This window comes from Chryseobacterium soli, from assembly GCF_000737705.1.
Taxonomy (GTDB): Bacteria; Bacteroidota; Bacteroidia; order Flavobacteriales; family Weeksellaceae; genus Chryseobacterium; species Chryseobacterium soli.
The window spans coordinates 583805-601320 of sequence record NZ_JPRH01000004.1 but is presented as its reverse complement, the minus strand read 5'-3'; the positions used below and the strand labels follow the sequence as shown (position 1 = coordinate 601320).

Annotated in this window: 16 protein-coding genes; 12 read left to right on the top strand and 4 right to left on the bottom strand. The window is 37.5% G+C overall.

The genetic code is table 11. The annotated features are described in order from the left end of the window. The 5 genes from IW15_RS13075 to IW15_RS13055 all read left to right on the top strand — a co-directional run bounded on the left by IW15_RS13075 (position 1) and on the right by IW15_RS13055 (position 5522). On the top strand, positions 1-1386 hold the full coding sequence (locus IW15_RS13075) for a glucoamylase family protein (RefSeq protein ID WP_034711796.1): 1386 nt from the start codon (positions 1-3) through the stop codon (positions 1384-1386). Between the two features lie 146 nt (positions 1387-1532). Further along, positions 1533-2240 (top strand): carboxylesterase family protein, encoded by a 708-nt coding sequence (locus IW15_RS13070; protein ID WP_034711795.1) that lies wholly within the window; start codon positions 1533-1535, stop codon positions 2238-2240. Continuing rightward, positions 2237-2641, top strand: a complete 405-nt coding sequence (locus IW15_RS13065; protein ID WP_034711794.1) for a hypothetical protein — start codon at positions 2237-2239, stop codon at positions 2639-2641. Before IW15_RS13070 ends, IW15_RS13065 begins: the two co-directional genes overlap by 4 nt. 37 nt (positions 2642-2678) lie before the next feature. Then, complete coding sequence (bglX, locus tag IW15_RS13060; RefSeq protein ID WP_034711792.1) at positions 2679-5006, top strand: beta-glucosidase BglX; 2328 nt, start codon at positions 2679-2681, stop codon at positions 5004-5006. 114 nt (positions 5007-5120) lie between these two features. Further along, positions 5121-5522 carry a hypothetical protein gene (locus tag IW15_RS13055; RefSeq protein WP_034711790.1) on the top strand — a complete coding sequence of 134 codons (402 nt, stop codon included), beginning with the start codon at positions 5121-5123 and terminating at the stop codon, positions 5520-5522. A 63-nt stretch (positions 5523-5585) separates the two neighbouring features. Here IW15_RS13055 and IW15_RS13050 read toward each other — a convergent pair whose 3' ends face one another. The 3 genes from IW15_RS13050 to IW15_RS23030 all read right to left on the bottom strand — a co-directional run bounded on the left by IW15_RS13050 (position 5586) and on the right by IW15_RS23030 (position 7944). Then, positions 5586-6752 carry an iron-containing alcohol dehydrogenase gene (locus IW15_RS13050; RefSeq protein ID WP_034711789.1) on the bottom strand — a complete coding sequence of 389 codons (1167 nt, stop codon included), beginning with the start codon at positions 6750-6752 and terminating at the stop codon, positions 5586-5588. 65 nt (positions 6753-6817) lie between these two features. Further along, a complete protein-coding gene (locus IW15_RS13045; RefSeq protein ID WP_228384365.1) occupies positions 6818-7486 on the bottom strand; it encodes a helix-turn-helix domain-containing protein in 669 nt (222 codons plus the stop codon). Then, a complete protein-coding gene (locus IW15_RS23030) occupies positions 7435-7944 on the bottom strand; it encodes a hypothetical protein (protein ID WP_228384364.1) in 510 nt (169 codons plus the stop codon). The genes IW15_RS13045 and IW15_RS23030 overlap by 52 nt, the downstream gene beginning before the upstream one ends. Positions 7945-8079: 135 nt before the next feature. On the opposite strand from IW15_RS23030, the gene purB reads away from it, so the two are divergent. From purB to IW15_RS13015, 6 genes are read left to right on the top strand one after another with little or no spacing between them, the layout of a single operon-like run. Beyond that, positions 8080-9507 carry an adenylosuccinate lyase gene (gene purB / locus IW15_RS13040; protein WP_034711787.1) on the top strand — a complete coding sequence of 476 codons (1428 nt, stop codon included), beginning with the start codon at positions 8080-8082 and terminating at the stop codon, positions 9505-9507. A gap of 46 nt (positions 9508-9553) precedes the next feature. After that, positions 9554-10516, top strand: coding sequence for a WG repeat-containing protein (locus tag IW15_RS13035; RefSeq protein ID WP_034711786.1), 963 nt, complete (start codon positions 9554-9556; stop codon positions 10514-10516). A gap of 30 nt (positions 10517-10546) precedes the next feature. After that, complete coding sequence (locus tag IW15_RS13030; protein WP_034711785.1) at positions 10547-14245, top strand: phosphoribosylformylglycinamidine synthase; 3699 nt, start codon at positions 10547-10549, stop codon at positions 14243-14245. Further along, the gene (locus tag IW15_RS13025; RefSeq protein ID WP_051882013.1) at positions 14226-14639 is read left to right on the top strand and encodes a ribonuclease inhibitor; all 414 of its coding nucleotides are present in this window, start codon (positions 14226-14228) and stop codon (positions 14637-14639) included. Before IW15_RS13030 ends, IW15_RS13025 begins: the two co-directional genes overlap by 20 nt. A gap of 37 nt (positions 14640-14676) precedes the next feature. Further along, positions 14677-15303, top strand: coding sequence for an SGNH/GDSL hydrolase family protein (locus IW15_RS13020; RefSeq protein WP_034711782.1), 627 nt, complete (start codon positions 14677-14679; stop codon positions 15301-15303). Continuing rightward, positions 15303-15635 (top strand): gamma-glutamylcyclotransferase family protein, encoded by a 333-nt coding sequence (locus IW15_RS13015; RefSeq protein WP_034711781.1) that lies wholly within the window; start codon positions 15303-15305, stop codon positions 15633-15635. Before IW15_RS13020 ends, IW15_RS13015 begins: the two co-directional genes overlap by 1 nt. 41 nt (positions 15636-15676) lie before the next feature. Here IW15_RS13015 and IW15_RS13010 read toward each other — a convergent pair whose 3' ends face one another. Then, a complete protein-coding gene (locus IW15_RS13010; RefSeq protein ID WP_034711780.1) occupies positions 15677-16042 on the bottom strand; it encodes a diacylglycerol kinase family protein in 366 nt (121 codons plus the stop codon). A 336-nt stretch (positions 16043-16378) separates the two neighbouring features. Between IW15_RS13010 and dnaN the strand changes: the two genes are divergently transcribed. Further along, a complete protein-coding gene (dnaN, locus tag IW15_RS13005; protein ID WP_034711779.1) occupies positions 16379-17509 on the top strand; it encodes a DNA polymerase III subunit beta in 1131 nt (376 codons plus the stop codon). The last annotated feature ends 7 nt before the right edge of the window (positions 17510-17516 follow it).

Below are 17516 nucleotides of genomic sequence, written 5' to 3'. Positions count from 1 at the left end.
ATGAAGTTAGGTATTGTTTCTATTCTTGCAGTGTCACTGATGGTTTCATGCAAAAATGCTCAGGTAAAAAAAGAGGAAACCGCTCAAAATACAATGGTAAATCACACCATTACCGATGAGCAGTTAATGGATAAAGTTCAAAAAGAAGCATTGAAGTGTTTTTGGGACTATGCAGAGCCTCACTCCATGTTAGGACGTGAACGTTACCATGAAGACAATATCTATCCGGATAATGATAAACATGTAGTGACTACAGGTGGTTCCGGGTTCGGACTCGCAACTGTATTAGTAGGAGTGGAAAGAGGTTTTGTTCCAAGAAAAGAAGCGGTGAAAAGACTCACCAATATGATGGATTTTCTGGCAAAAGCAGACCGCCATAAAGGAGCATGGTCACACTGGATCAATGGAGAAACAGGAAAAACCGTTCCTTTCGGCAAAAAAGACAATGGCGGAGATCTGGTAGAAACAGCATTCCTTACCTCAGGGATTTTAATGGTTCGCGAATACTTCAAAAATGGAAATGCCGAAGAAAAAGCCCTGGCAAAAAAATGTGATGACCTATGGAAAGGAATTCAATGGAACTGGTATACAAAAGGAGGAGAAAAAGTATTGTACTGGCATTGGTCTCCTGATTATCAGTGGGACATGAATTTTCCATTGGAAGGATACAACGAATGTCTGATCACTTATATCTTAGCAGCATCTTCACCAACCTATTCTATCGATGCAGAAACTTATTACAAAGGCTGGGCAAGAAATGGAGCTTACCTTACAGACAAAACAAAATATGGACTTCCTCTGTATGTAAAACACAACTATGCCGAAGAATACGGCGGGCCTTTATTCTGGTCTCAATATTCATATATCGGTCTCGATCCTACAGGATTGTCTGATAAACTGGTTAAAAATTACTTTGACCTTAACAAAAACCAAGTCTTAATCGACTATAAATACTGTGTTGAAAATCCAAAACAATGGAAAGGTTACGGACCAAACTATTGGGGATTAACCGCAGGGTACACAAGAAATGAAGATGGAAGTACAGGGTACACGGCACACATGCCTACCAATGATAACGGAGTAATTACTCCTACTGCTGCATTGAGCAGTTTTCCTTACACCCCAAAAGAATCAATGGACTTTTTGAGATTTATCTATACTCAAAAGCCTCAGTTTATAGGTTCAGCAGGACCTTATGATGCGACTTCAATCAATTACAACAATTGGTTTACGCCGAGATATCTGGCGATTGATCAGGGAACAATTGCTCCAATGATTGAAAATTACAGAACCGGATTTTTATGGAAATTATTTATGAATGCTCCAGAAATCCAGCAGGGACTTAAGAAATTAAGCTTCCAGTCTACAAAATATGGAATAAAATAAAGATAGACCATTAGGAATGGGTTAAAACCCATTCCATTCTATCCACAACAATATAAAATAGCGATATCAAATTCAATAGGAACGGGTTTTAACCCGTTTGAAAAAAATAAAAATCAAACGGCTTTAGCCCAAACCTACATATTAAAATGAGAATTAAATTAAAGCACCTCCCCATCTTACTTTTACCATTTTCATTGAGTCTCAACGCTCAGGAAATGAAAGGAGAATTAAACAAAGAATTCAAAAGACAGGAAAAAATATCCTACATTCTCGATTACCCTCAAAAAGTAAAAGGAAATGTGCCTTTGATCGTATTTCTCCACGGTTCTGGAGAAAGAGGAAATAATCTTGAAATGGTAAAAGCCCACAGCCCGTTCACTTATAAAAATCTAATCAAGGAACCGGTAGCGATTTTAGCACCGCAATGTCCTGCAGATTCATGGTGGGATACGATGACGCTTTATAATTTGATAAAAGAAATTCAGAAAAAATACAAGATTGATACTTCCCGAATTTACCTTACAGGACTTTCGATGGGGGGATGGGGAACATGGAAGTTAGCCATGGAACACCCGGAAATGTTTGCGGCAATAGCTCCCGTATGTGCTCCGGCAGATAGAATAATGGAGGCCAATATTGATCAGTTTAAACAGTTGCCTGTAAAAATTTTTCATGGAGGAAATGATGATGTCGTTTCTCCAATGAATTCTATAGAAATGTATCAGGCTTTAAAAAAAGTAAACCCAACGGTTACCTTAACTATTTTCCCTGATGACAACCATAATTCCTGGGACTCTACGTACTCTGACCCCAAGTTTTACGAATGGATGTTAAGTAAGAAATTAAATAAATGAATTTAATTTTTATTGCATTAGACAAGTCAGATGATGATATTCTTCTTGATGAAGAATTATTTAATGAAAAATATATTATCGCAAGTAGAGAACCTTCTTTTGAAAATAAATTTATAAATGATGAAAATTTTTCCAATTTAATGAATTTTGTCTTTCAGACTGAAGTGAAAATAAATAATTTAGATAATTCGGAAAGTAGAAAATTGATTAATTTATCTTTATACAAAGAAAAACATCTTCATCCGAATGATTTAGAGAAAGAGTACTTTAAATGGTTGGATATTTCCAAAAATGAGAATACAATGACTGAATATGGAAGTCTGATTTGTGTTTTAGCATATCTGGAATCAAATAAAAATAAAAACGAATTATACTTAATTGTAGAATCGTTTAACAACTAAAAACAAAAACAGAACTATAATTTAAGAAGATAGATTTATGAAAAAGTTAATTGTAATAGCCACATTAGCACTGGCACCTGTGTTTTCTGCGCAGGAAATGGTCAATAAGCCCGTTCAGTCTTATCAGACGGCTCAATATCAAGCTAAAAAGAAAGCTTTTGTAGACAATCTTTTGTCAAAGATGACATTAGATGAGAAAATTGGACAGCTGAATTTGCCAAGCTCAGGAGATTTTACCACAGGGCTAGCTCAAAGTTCCGATATCGGAAAAAAAGTGGAACAGGGATTAGTCGGTGGACTATTCAACATAAAAGGAGCAGATAAAATCAAAGCAGTTCAGAAAGTAGCTGTTGAAAAAAGCCGTCTGAAAATTCCTTTGATTTTTGGAATGGACGTTATCCATGGTTACGAAACCACTTTCCCGATTCCTTTAGGATTAGCGGCTTCATGGGATATGAACCTGGTTCAGCAGTCTGCAAGAGTAGCCGCAAAAGAAGCTGCTGCTGATGGAATCAACTGGACATTCTCGCCGATGGTGGACATCTCAAGAGAACCAAGATGGGGGAGAGTATCCGAAGGTTCCGGGGAAGATCCGTATTTAGGAAGTGAGATTGCTAAAAATATGGTATATGGATATCAGGGGAAAGATTTAGCCAATGGAACCAATATTTTAGCTTGTGTTAAACACTTTGCATTATATGGAGCGGGTGAATCCGGTAGAGATTATAATACCGTTGATATGAGCCACATAAGAATGTTCAATGAATATTTTCCACCTTACAAAGCAGCTGTAGATGCAGGGGTAGCTTCTGTAATGGCTTCTTTCAATGAAGTTGACGGCGTTCCGGCAACAGGAAACAGATGGCTGCAAACTGAAGTATTGAGAAACCAATGGAACTTTAAAGGTTTTGTGGTAACCGATTACACCGGAATCAACGAAATGGTTGACCACGGAATGGGAGATCTTCAGCAGGTTTCTGCTTTAGCATTAAAAGCCGGTGTTGATATGGATATGGTAGGAGAAGGATTCTTAACAACATTAAAAAAATCTTTATCCGAAGGGAAGGTCACTCAGGCTGAAATTGATATGGCAGCAAGAAGAGTTCTTGAATCAAAATACGATTTAGGATTGTTTGATAATCCTTACAAACATGGAGATGCCAAATTAGCAGCGAAAGAAGTTTACAGCATGGAAAACCGTAACATCGCGAGAAATGCAGCAGCTCAGTCAATGGTTTTGATGAAAAACGATAACCAGGTCCTTCCTTTGAAAAAATCAGGAACAGTAGCGGTGATCGGACCATTGGTTAACAATTCATTAAACATGGCCGGAACATGGAGTGTGGCAGCGCAGCATGACAAGTCGGTTAATTTGATGCAGGGTCTTCAGGCGAACTTAGGAAAAGAAGTGAAATTCATTTCTGCTAAAGGTGCAAACATCGACTACGATGCCAAATTAGAAGATATCTATGCAGCCCACGGAAAGAAAACAGACCGAGATAACCGTTCCAAAGAAGCTCTTTTAAAAGAAGCAGTAGATGTAGCCAATAAAGCTGATGTAATTGTTTTAGCAATCGGAGAATCTGCAGAGATGAGCGGGGAATCGTCTTCAAGAACTGAAATTACCATTCCTCAGTCTCAGGTAGATTTATTAAACGAATTAAAAAAGACAGGAAAGCCTATTGCAATGGTACTTTTCACAGGTCGTCCATTAGCTTTGACGAATGTAAAAGATACTCCTGATGCCATTCTTAACGTATGGTTTGCAGGTTCTGAAGCAGGAAATGCCATTTCCGACGTATTATTCGGGAAAGTAAACCCTTCCGGAAAACTGCCAATGACATTCCCTAGAAGTTTAGGACAAGTGCCAATTTATTATAACGCTAAAAATACTGGACGCCCATTAGATCAAAAATTGGTTGATAAGTGCGAATATCAGAGATTCCGTTCCAACTATATGGACGAATGTAATACCCCATTATATCCGTTTGGATATGGGTTAAGCTACACCAAATTCAACTATTCTGACCTTGCAGTATCCAATGCCAATCCAAAAGGAAACCAAACCGTTCAGGCTTCGGTTACCGTAACCAATACTGGAAATTATGATGGAGCGGAAGTGGTACAGCTGTATATCAGAGACATGGTAGGAAGCATTACCAGACCCGTAAAAGAACTGAAAGGATTCCAGAAAGTCTTCCTGAAAAAGGGTGAATCGAAGAAAGTTACCTTCGATATTACTCCGGAAAGTCTGAAATTCTACAACGGAGCTTTAAAGTTCGATTGGGAACCGGGAGAATTTGATATCATGGTCGGAACCAATTCCGAAGAATTGAAACATTCAAAAATCAACTGGACAAAATAATTTTTATATAAGCCGCTCGTATTGAGCGGCTTTTTTTGTATCTTGGAATGACCATAAACTAATAGCCTATTTTGGCACAATTTTTACCAAATTGAAAACATTTAAAATTAACATATGAAAAAAACAATTGTACTCAGCGCCATGTTCCTCGGTTCATTATTTTTCGCACAGAAAGTAGGCGGAGACAGAGACGTTCACGGATGTATAGGATCAGCAGGATATACCTATTCACAAATCAAAAACGACTGTGTAAGGGTTTTTGAACAGAAAATTAAATTAAAAGAAGTCGACTCAGATAAGAGTTCTACTTCCATGACTGCTGTTATTTTTAGTAAGGATATGAAAAGAGCTGAAATTTTCATTCCCGATGGAAATGCAAAAAGCATCATCCTTGACAGACAGGGAAAAGGTAAAATCTGGAAAAGCGGAAGCCATATTAAAGAAAGTTATGTCTTGGTTCCTTACAAAAAAGCAGGGTATCAGATTAAAAAGGATGATGTGGTCATCTATCAATAAAAATAAAAAAACAGGAAATCAATCTGACTTCCTGTTTTTTTTTGCCTAAATTTTAAATATAAATTATCCTGCAACCAATTCCTCAGCATATACAGCACCCTCATAACAAGCATTGTAAATCGCTTTCAATTCATCCAATGTAGGAACTCTAGGGTTAAATCCTGTACATGGATCTATCAGCGCATTGTTAGCGATATAATCCAGGTTCTTTTCCCAGTCTTCTTTTGAAATACCGAATTCTTTGATAGCGGATTGATTGTTAACTTCAGAACGAAGTGTTTCAATAGCCTGCGCCAATTCTTCAGCAGTTTCTTTTCCAATTACTTTTGCCAAATCAGGATAACGGTCAGTTACCTGAGCATTGAAACGAATAACATTAGGTAAGAAAATAGCATTCGAAGCTCCGTGAGGAATTCCGTACAAAGCACCAACCTGGTGAGACAGAGAATGAACAATTCCTAACCAGGCATTATTAAAGGCTAATCCTCCCATAAAAGAAGCATCATGCATATTCTGACGGGCTTTGATATTCGTTGGATTCTCCACTACCTCTTTTAAGTTGTCAAAAACCAGTTCCAATCCTCCTTTAGAAAGAGCATCAGCGATATTATTTTCAATATTTGAAACATAAGCTTCCACACAATGAGTCAGAACATCAAGACCTGTATTTGAAGTGACGTGAGCTGGCATTGAAGCACAGATTTCACCATCAATAATAGCAATATCAGGAGTCAGTTCATAAGAAACAATCGGATATTTTACTCCTTTTTCACGATCGGTAATTACAGCCAGACCTGTAGTTTCAGTTCCTGTTCCGCTGGTAGAAGGAATAGCAATAAATTTAGCCTTATTTCTTAAAACAGGTACGGTGAAAGGTTTGATCATCGCATCAAAATCAGCATCAGGATACTCATAAAATACCCACATGATTTTTGCAGCATCAATAGCCGAACAACCTCCCAAACCGATAATCCAGTCCGGCTGGAAATTCTGGATGAATTCCGCGCCTTTAGCACAGGTTGCAGAAGAAGGATCCTCTTCCACACCTTCAAAAATCTGGGTTTCTATTCCGGCTTCCTGTAGAAAAGCAACTGCTTTGTCTAAAGTCCCGCTTTTTTTCATCGAACCGCCACCAGTTACGATAACCGCTTTTTTACCGTTGATATTTTTTAATTCTTCAAGACTTCCAGCACCATGGAATACCTCTCCGGCAATAAATAATTTACTCATTTTTTCTTTAATTTTAATGAGACAAAATTAGCCGGATCAGAATGCCTGATGTTATACAAATAAGACTATCCGATATACTTTTGCGCCAGTTCCTGCTGTAATTCCGTTGGAGTTTCTTTAAGCTTCGCCTTTACAAACTTATTAAGTGCCGATGGCGAATTAAAACCAAGGTCAAAAGCAATCTCTTTATGCGTAAGGTCTGAAAACAGAAGCTGACGTTTGATTTCAATCAGGATACGGTTGTGGATCGCCTGGATTGCTGTTTCTCCACAATGTTTTTTAGTTACTGCATTAAGTTTCTTGGCAGTTACCGCCAGTTTTCCGGCATAATATTGAACTGTCCGTTCCTGTTTATAATGTTGGTTGAGGAGTTTTTTAAAACGGACGTAAACCGGCTTGTCTGCCGTTTCCATATGCAGAATTGGATGCAGTCCATGTACAGATTCTATCAGGCCTAAAAGGAAAATTTTAATATGAAAACGCGCCTGTTCTTTTTTAATAAGACTGGGTTTTGTATAAATTTCCTGAATAATATCTATAGTATACAGACTTTGCTTACAATCTTCAGGAGAGAGCATGGTACAGTTTAGCTGCGTAGAAAGGTTAACATTGTATGTGCTCAGTTCATTCTTTAAAATATCTGAGCAGAAAAGTATTTCTTCAAATAAAATAATCTTACCCTTCAGATCTGCACTGGGATTCGATATAAAATGAACCTGTTCAGGAAATACCACGGAAATTTTCCCGGCGTCAGCAGGTGAATTTTCTCTTCAATATGAATCCGGATCTTGCCGCTTTCAATGACAAGAATGAAAAAATGATCTTTCTTATGGGGTTGAAAATAAGTTTCAAGGTTGTCTGTATTCAGGTCAAAAACACGGAATGACAGATTCTTATCTTCCTCTTTCTGAATGTTTTTCTTGATTTCCAGTTTCATCATACCCTCCATAAATAGTGTTTTAAAACGAAGCGCAAATGTAGAGCAAAACATTCCATACTTCCAATATGTTGAAAATTCGCAAGAGCAAAATGGTGTATGGAAGCTTAATCCCGCTATCCACTCATACTCCTCGTGCTCAGCTTTTTCCCTTGCGTACTGCGGGGTAACCGTTGCTATCGGGGCTAGGGTTGATGGTGTTTCTAAAGAAATGATGACAAAAATAAAATAATGAAGATATCCACAAAACCTCACAGGTTTTTAAAACCTGTGAGGTTTGTTTAAGCACGAAAACAAAAAACAATTTCTCAGGCAAAAATCAGTAAGACAGGATTTTTATCTCTCACCGAAAAACCTTATTTTTGTACATCTAAAAAGTAATAAGAAAGAATGAATTCCTACAAAAATCCATTGGAAGAGCGGTACTCCAGTGAAGAAATGTTATTTAATTTCTCACATAATAATAAATTCCGTACTTGGAGAAAGCTTTGGATCGCTCTTGCTGAAATTGAAAAAGACTTAGGTCTTGAAATTTCTGACGAGCAGATTGCTGAGCTTAAAGCAAACGCTGAAAATATCGATTATGATAAAGCAGCAGAGTATGAGAAAAAATTCCGTCATGATGTAATGGCTCACGTTCACACGTATGGTGATGTGGCGCCTTCAGCAAAAGGAATTATACATTTGGGAGCTACTTCAGCTTTTGTAGGAGACAATACGGACCTTATCCAGATCCGTGACGGACTTTTAATCCTAAAGAAGAAATTGGTCAACGTAATGAAAAACCTTGCCGATTTCTCTATCCAGTACAAAGATCTTCCTACACTAGGATTCACGCACTTTCAGCCTGCTCAGTTAACGACAGTTGGAAAAAGAGCAACCCTTTGGTTACAAAGTTTGGTTCTTGATATTGAAGAACTTGATTTCTTCCTTGAAACACTGCGTTTCAGAGGAGTAAAAGGAACCACAGGAACAGCAGCAAGTTTCTTGGAACTTTTCAACGGAGATTATTCTAAAGTAAAACACTTAGATAAGGAACTTTCAAAAAGATTCGGTTTCGACAGAGTATTTGGAGTTTCAGGACAGACTTACGACAGAAAGATTGATGCTAAAGTAGTAGCATTATTATCAAATATTGCTCAGTCTGCTCATAAATTCTCTAATGACTTACGTCTTCTTCAAAACCTTAAAGAAGTAGAAGAGCCATTTGAGAAAAACCAGATCGGTTCCTCAGCAATGGCTTACAAACGTAATCCAATGAGAAGCGAAAGAATCGGTGCTTTGGCAAAATATGTAATGTCATTAACGACAAGTTCTGCGATGGTAGCGTCTACACAGTGGTTTGAAAGAACGCTGGATGATTCAGCCAACAAAAGATTAACGATTCCTCAGGCGTTTTTAGCAGTTGATGCCATCTTATTGATCTGGAACAATATCATGAATGGAATTGTGGTATATCCAAACAGAATCAACAAGCACATCGAAGAAGAACTTCCTTTCATGGCGACAGAATATATCATCATGGAAGAAGTGAAAGCAGGAGGAGACCGACAGGAGATCCACGAAGTGATCAGAGTTCACTCTATGGAAGCATCTAAAAAGGTGAAAGAAGAAGGAAAAGAAAATGATCTGATTGAGAGAATCTTAAATGACGAATCTTTAAAATTAGATAAATCAAAACTAAAAGAAGTATTAGACCCTAAAAACTTTATCGGTTTTGCTCCGATTCAGACGGAAGAATTCATCAAGAATGAAGTTCAGCCGATTCTGGACCAGAACAAAGACCTGATAGGATTGGAGGCTGATCTTAAAGTATAAAACCATATGCAGTCTTTTCGGCTGCATATTTTATTTTAACCCAACCATGAGAAAAATACTTGTACTGGTTGCACTAATACCAATGATTTCCTTTTCGCAAAAGAAGGAGGTTTTACAGTATTTTATTTCGAAAGATTCCTTGGTGGGCGTAAAAAATGAAAAGGGGAAGATTATTGTTCCTGCACAGTTTAAAATTTTTTCAATCATTGAAAATGGAGATCTGGTCAAAGAAGAAACTATTTACTTTGACGGATTTAAAAAAGATGAAGATAAAGAAAAAAATGCATGGGGATATGTGTATGACCGAAAAGGTAATTTCCTGTACAGACCTTTTTTATATGATAACGGAGCCGATTATTTCGAAGAAGGCGTAAGAAGATTCGTTAAAAACGGAAAAGTAGGATTTGCAGACAGAAATGGAAAAACGGTTATCGAACCCATCCATGATTTCGTATCGCCATTCAATTTTGGATATGCATCCTTCTGTGACGGATGCGACTGGGAAAAAACAAACGATGAGCATAAAGCAATTGTAGGAGGAACCTGGGGCGTTATGAATAACAGAGGAGAAACGGTGCAGCCTGCAGCAAAACAATCTGAAAAAGATGTGGAGCTGAACGGAGAATTATATCCATATCCATTCCAATACAGTGAAAAAGAGAAGAAGATTCTTCAGTTTTTTGAAAAACAAAATAAACAGCTTTCCGGTATCTATTATGTGAACCATTATAACAAATTAGCTGAAAATGAAAAGAAGCTTTTCTTTGAAATCGTTGAAAGACCAAAAGAAAACTTTCCCTATTTTCAGGTGAATACCTATGATACAGGAAAAATAAATTCAGGATCATCACGTTTTAATTTCTTAGTTTCCGAAGACGGGAAAGATTTTTACGCTCAGGACTATGAAGTTGAAAAGCTACCTTTTGAAAAATGGCTTAAGAAAGAAATGAAAGAAGCTGAAAAATTTCAAAAAGAGCATCCGGATCATCCGAACAAGTTAAAAAAATAAAGTCTAATAATATTTAATATCTGGCATCTAATGTCTAATAACAAAAGAATTTTCGTAGAAAAAAGGGGAGTTTTCGATGTAGAAAGTCCAAAAATTTTTGATGAGGTAAAAGCAGTAGCTCCATCAGTCAAAAATATAAAAGTATACAATGTGTATGACATTTTCGGATTACAGGAAGGTGAATTCGGGAAAGTGGTCAACAGCACATTCGTAGACCCTGTTACTGATATTTTGCATACAGAAAATCCTGCACAATCGATCCATTTTGCGATGGAGTTTTTGCCGGGCCAGTATGATCAGCGTGCCGATTCTGCGCAGCAGTGTATAGCGTTGCTTACGGGGAATGAAAAATCCAAAGTAAGAAGCGGAAGACTGATCCAGTTGGAAGGAGCGTCAGAAGCTGACCTTGCCAAAATTAAAGAACTGCTGATCAATAAAGTAGAATCTCAGGAAAAAGATCTTTCCGTATTGAATATTCCTGCAGATGAAATTCCATCAGAGGTTTTGATTCATGAAAATTTCATTACGTTCAATGATGCCGAATTGGAAGATTTCTATAACAGTCACGGTTTTGCATTAGAATTAGACGATTTAAAATTCATTCAGGAATATTTTAAAACTGAAAATAGAAACCCTACAGAAACAGAATTAAAAGTTTTAGATACTTATTGGAGCGACCACTGTCGTCACACCACATTTGAAACTGAACTATCCAATATTCAGTTTGAAGGACAATTTAAGCATACATTAGATACTATTTTCAACGACTATATTGAAAAAAGAAAATTCCTGGGCCGTGAATTGAAGCCTATTTCCTTAATGGATCTGGCAACAGTATGTGCAAGATATTTCCATAAAACAGGAAACCTTGAGAATCTTGTTGTTTCTGACGAGATCAATGCATGTACCATCCAGATTGAAGCAGAATACGATGGAAAAAAAGAGCCATGGTATCTGTTATTCAAAAACGAAACCCACAATCACCCTACGGAAATTGAACCTTTCGGAGGAGCTTCCACATGTTTAGGAGGCGCGATCAGAGACCCATTGTCCGGGAGATCATTTGTATTCCAGGCAATGAGGTTAACAGGTGCTGCCGATGTATTGGAGGCTGTTGATCAGACCTTACCGGGAAAATTACCGCAGAAAACAATTACCAAACAGGCTGCCAACGGTTACTCTTCGTATGGTAATCAGATCGGTCTGGCCACTACAATGGTTTCCGAGATCTATGACGAAGGCTACAAAGCCAAAAGAATGGAAGTTGGGTTCGTTGCCGGAGCAGTTCCTATCGACTGGGTAAGACGTGAAAAACCTGAAAATGGCGACTCTGTAATTATTTTAGGAGGTGCAACAGGAAGAGACGGTGTTGGGGGAGCAAGCGGAAGTTCTAAAGTACAGGACGAAAACAGTATCCATACCATGTCTACGGAAGTTCAGAAAGGAAATGCCGTTGAAGAACGTAAAATCCAGAGATTATTCAGAAATCCGGAAGTAACGAGACTGATCAAAAAATCCAATGATTTTGGAGCAGGAGGTGTTTCTGTGGCAATCGGTGAAATTGCCGATTCATTAGACGTTAATCTCGATGTATTACCATTAAAATATGAAGGTTTGAACGGAACCGAGCTTGCTATTTCTGAATCTCAGGAAAGAATGGCGGTTGTCGTGGAACCTAAAGATAAAGAACAGTTCATCAAATTCTGTGAAGACGAAAACATTGTTGCCGTAGAAGTAGCAAAAGTGACCGATTCAGGAAGAATGCAGATGTTCTGGAAGGGAAATAAGATTGTTGATCTTTCAAGAGCATTTTTAGAGACCAATGGATGTTCTAAAAATCAGGAGGTGAAAATTACCCATCTTGAAGAACTGAAATCAGAAAAAACTGCATTCTCAGAAGAAGAATTCTTAAAGATTCTAGGCGATAAAAACGTAGCTTCCCAAAAAGGACTGTTGGAGATGTTCGATGGTTCAGTTGGTGGGACTACCGTTGCGATGCCTTTAGGAGGTAAGTATCAGCAGACCCTGATGGAAGGGAGTGTGCAGACCCTGCCGATATTGGGAGCTAAAGATATAGAAACCGTTTCCCTGGCAAGTTGGGGATTTGATGCCGGTATTTCGAAGCAAAACTCATTATTGGGAGCGTCTTATGCAGTAGTGGAAAGTGTGGCTAAAATCGCTGCAATGGGTGGCGATTACAAAAACATACGCTTAAGTTTCCAGGAGTATTTTGAGAAACTAGGTCAGAATCCTGAAAAATGGGGTAAACCATTGGCGTCATTGTTGGGAGCATATGATGCTCAAATCAATCTTGGACTGGCTGCAATTGGAGGTAAAGATTCCATGAGTGGAACATACCAGGATCTTAATGTTCCTCCAACCTTGATTTCATTTGCGTGTGCAGACGGACAAAAGAAAAATATTATCTCTCCGGAATTTAAGAAGGCCGGTAATAAATTGTATTTCTTCAACCACATTCCACAGGAAAACGGACTTCCAAACTACGAAGCTTTAAAAGCAATTTTCGATAGTGTTTTTGAAAATATTAAAGCTGGAAAAGTGGTTTCTGTGAAGACCGTGAAAGAAGGCGGAGTAGCAGTTGCTTTAGCAAAAATGAGTTTCGGAAACAGATTGGGAGCAACAGTAACCCTTGCTGATGAGACCATTATATTAGCAAAAAATATAGGAAGCTTACTCATAGAATCTACAGAAGAATTGAATATTAATAATCTTCAATTGATTGGTGAAGTTCAGGATTCTAGTGTTTTGAAAATCAACACTTTTGAGTTTAGTATTGGAAAATTACTTGAAGCAAATACAAAAACATTTGAAACCCTTTTCCCAACGGTTGAAAAAGAAAAATTAACGGTTGAACTGGATGAAAAACTAAATTCAGTTAACCCAAGAAATATCATTATTAAGAAACACGGTATTGCCCAGCCAAGAGTTTTCGCTCCGGTTTTCCCGGGTACCAACTGTGAATATGAAACACTGAATGCATTCCAGAAAGAAGGAGCTTTAGTCAGCAGTCTTCCGCTTAAAAATATCAATCATCAATTGCTTGATGAAAGCATCGATGCATGGGTGAAAGAAATCGGACAGTCTCAGATTCTGGCATTCTCTGGAGGATTCTCTGCGGGAGACGAGCCAGATGGTTCTGCAAAATTCATCGTCAATGTTCTGAAAAACGAAAAGATGAAAAATGCCGTTCACGAATTATTGGAAAGAGACGGAATGATCATTGGAATCTGTAACGGGTTCCAGGCTTTGGTTAAATCAGGATTGTTGCCTTACGGACAGATCAGAGATCTGGATGAAAATTCTCCAACCCTTGCACACAATGCCATCAGAAGACATATCTCTCAGATGGTGAATGTAAAAGTAATCAATGATGACAGCCCTTGGTTAAAAGGAATGAAAGATCAGGTATTCACTATTCCGATTTCTCATGGAGAAGGACGTTTCATGGCTTCACAGGAAGAACTTGAACGATTGTATAAAAACGGACAGATTGCCACACAATACATCGATTTCGATGGAAATATTGCTCACGGAATGCCGTTTAATCCAAACAATTCATTGTTCGGAATAGAAGGAGTTACCAGTGAGTGTGGGAAAATTTATGGAAGAATGGGACACCCTGAACGGTTTGCAGAAGGGTTGATGAAAAATATTCCTACTGCCAATTACCATAACATCTTTAAAAACGGTGTCGAATATTTCAAATAAACATCATAAAAAAATGGCCGTCATTAATGGCGGCCTTTTTTCTACCCTGTCAGGATTCTACGACGAAGTATCCAGTGTCCTGATGAAAGATACAGATTGGAAAGTCGGAACTCTGGACGGTTTCGATGATATTCTATACGGAGGATTCGGAGTCTTTGAAAATAAAGACGAAGTGGAATTGATCTGGAAAGACGCTGAGAAATCAAAAAACGAATTAGGTTTTGAATCAACCCGTGATTTTTATCAACACAAAATCAACCAGGGAAAACCTTTCAATACAGAATTAATTCAACAAAAACTGGATGAATTGATGGCCGGAAACGGGCAAACTTTATTTGATATTCTGATCGAAATTATCGAATCACATAAAAATATTACCCTTATCTTAGAGTAATATATTTTCATTACAAACATAAAAATACATAACACAAATGAAAAAAATAAGATACGGTTTGTTTTTCGGAGACAGTATTACATACGGTGAATATGACGGTGTTTTTGGTGGCTGGGTAGATATTCTGAAAAGATACGCACTGCAAAAATTCCACGAAGGAAGTGATGAATTGATTCTTTTTAATTTAGGAATTGGTGGAGAATCAACGGAAGGTCTTCTCAAAAGAATGCCCCATGAATTGAACGCCCGGAATGCTGCAGACGGAAATATTGTTTTTATAGGATATGGAGCTAATGATCTGGCAGTAAAAGACGGAAAACAGATCGTAGATCCGGAACAGTTCAGAAACAACATACAAACAGCTGTAGAATATGCACAACAGTTTTCCAATGATATCTATCTGGTAAGTATTTTACCTTTTTCCCAAAAGGTAGATGGAATAGTGGCCGCTTCAGGAAAACTAAGGATAAACGAAGATGTGATAAGATACAACCAGATTCTGCAGCATATCGCAATTGAAAACGGCCTGATCTATATTGATTTTTATACTGCGTTTCTTGAAGACAGAGAGATTCTCCTTTTTGAGGACGGTGTACATCCCAACGAAAAAGGATACGGAATGATGGCTGAAATAGCGATTCCAATCATAGAAAAATATTTATAATGCCCAATTTATTTTCATACGGAACCCTGCAGAAAGAGCAGGTACAGCTTGAAACATTTGGAAGAATTCTTAAAGGAAAAAAGGATTTTTTATCAGACTACAGGATCAGAATGCTTGAAATTACCGATCCCGAAGTCTTACGGAAGAGCGGGGAGAAATACCATCCGATGCTGGAGTTTTCCGGAAATCAGGAAGATGAAGTGGAAGGTGTTCTTTTGGAAGTTACAGAAAAAGAAATTCTGCAGGCGGATGCATACGAAGTAGACGATTACCAAAGAATCGAAATTACTTTTAAATCCGGGAATAAGGGATTTATATATGTAGGAAAGTAGTTTTACAATAATGAAGGGGATATTTTTAATATAATAAAGAATTAACTCAATACATCTACAATATACTTCCAGTACACGATAATTCCTACTATAATGGATACTATTGCCATCAAAATAACAGCTCCTGCCGAAATATCTTTAATAAAGCCGATCCTTTTATCAAAATCAGGCTGAATGATGTCACAGATCTTTTCTATCGCGGTATTGAATATTTCAGCGCTTAAAACTCCGAAAGAAACCACAAGAATGAGAATCGTGTCGAGCCCCGAAAGCGGTAAGTAGAAAATTAAAAAAAGATTGATCAAAAGGGCCAGAAATTCAATCTGGAAATTCCTTTCCGATTGCAGCATATAAAAAACACCTCGTAAAGCATTGATAAAACTTCTATGAATAGGCGGCTTTCGCATGAATTCTTTTTAGCAAATATAAGATATGTATTTTGATTGCCATTGAGATCAACATAAGAAAGAAGTATTGATGCGTAGCATAAAGCTTTTACATAAGTTTAAAAGGATAAATGATATCCATACCTGTTCAAAAAGGATTGGTTTTCGTAAATAAAAAAATAGCCACCGGCTATTGTAAAGTGAATATTTTTAATTCTAAAACGAATAATGGCAAAAATTTGAATGTAATATCAGGCCTGAAAACAAATTAATGATGTTTGTTAAAAACTACTATACATTATTTTTTTCATTCTTACATCTATTTGTTATATTTGTACAAACTTATTTTATAAATCTATGAAATTTATTATTTCAAGTGGTGAACTGCAGAAGGCTTTGCAAACTGTAAGTGGCGTAATATCAAGCTCTCAATCGAGACCGATTTTAGAAAACTATCTTTTTGAGTTAAACGAAACTCAAGTTACCATTACAGCATCTGATGGCGAAACAACCCTTGTAACTTCATTAGATGTTAAATCCGATGATGCTGGGAAATTTGCTGTTCCTGCTAAAATTTTTCAGGATTTTATCAAGACGTACGGCGAACAGCCTCTGACATTAGCTGTAAAGGATAATGCAGAAGGAACGGGAAGTCAGCTTGAGATATTAGATGAGAAAGATAATTTCGCGGTGGCATTGGATAATGCTGATGATTACCCGGAATTGCCGGAATTTGATGCTTCACAAAGTGTGACCATGACGGCCGGAGTTTTGTCTGAAGCCCTTACAAACACCCTTTTCGCTACGAGTAACGACTCTCTTCGTCCAGTAATGACAGGTGTTCTTTTCCAATTTGGTGAGAATGAAACGAATTTTGTTTCTACAGACTCACACAGATTGGTAGTATACAAAAGAATGGACCTGATGAATGCCGAACCCATGGAATTCATCATGCCTAAAAAACCGTTAAACATTTTTAAAAATATTTTAGCAAGCTCCAATGAAGACGTGAAAATCGACTTCAACGAGAATATGGCTAAATTTACTTTTGGGAAACACATCTGGATCTGCCGATTGATTGATGGGAAATATCCTAACTATACTGCGGTAATTCCAAAAGAAAACCCGAATGTACTGACTATCAACAGAAATCTTTTATTAGGAGCAATTAAAAGAGCTTCTATCATGTCTAATAAATCTACCAACCAGGTGAGATTTAAATTGTCTGCCAATATTCTTCACCTTCATGCTGAAGACACTGAATATGCAAACAAAGCAGATATGCAGATTCCTTGCGACTATAACGGAGAAGATATCAATATCGGATTCAGCTCTAAATTCTTAACAGAAATGCTGACTATTTTGAGTTCTGATGATATCACTATGAAAATGTCTCAACCGAACAGACCGGGAATCATCGAGCCTTTAGATGGTCTTGAAGACAACGAAAATATCCTGATGTTATCAATGCCTGTAATAGGATTGTAATCATTAA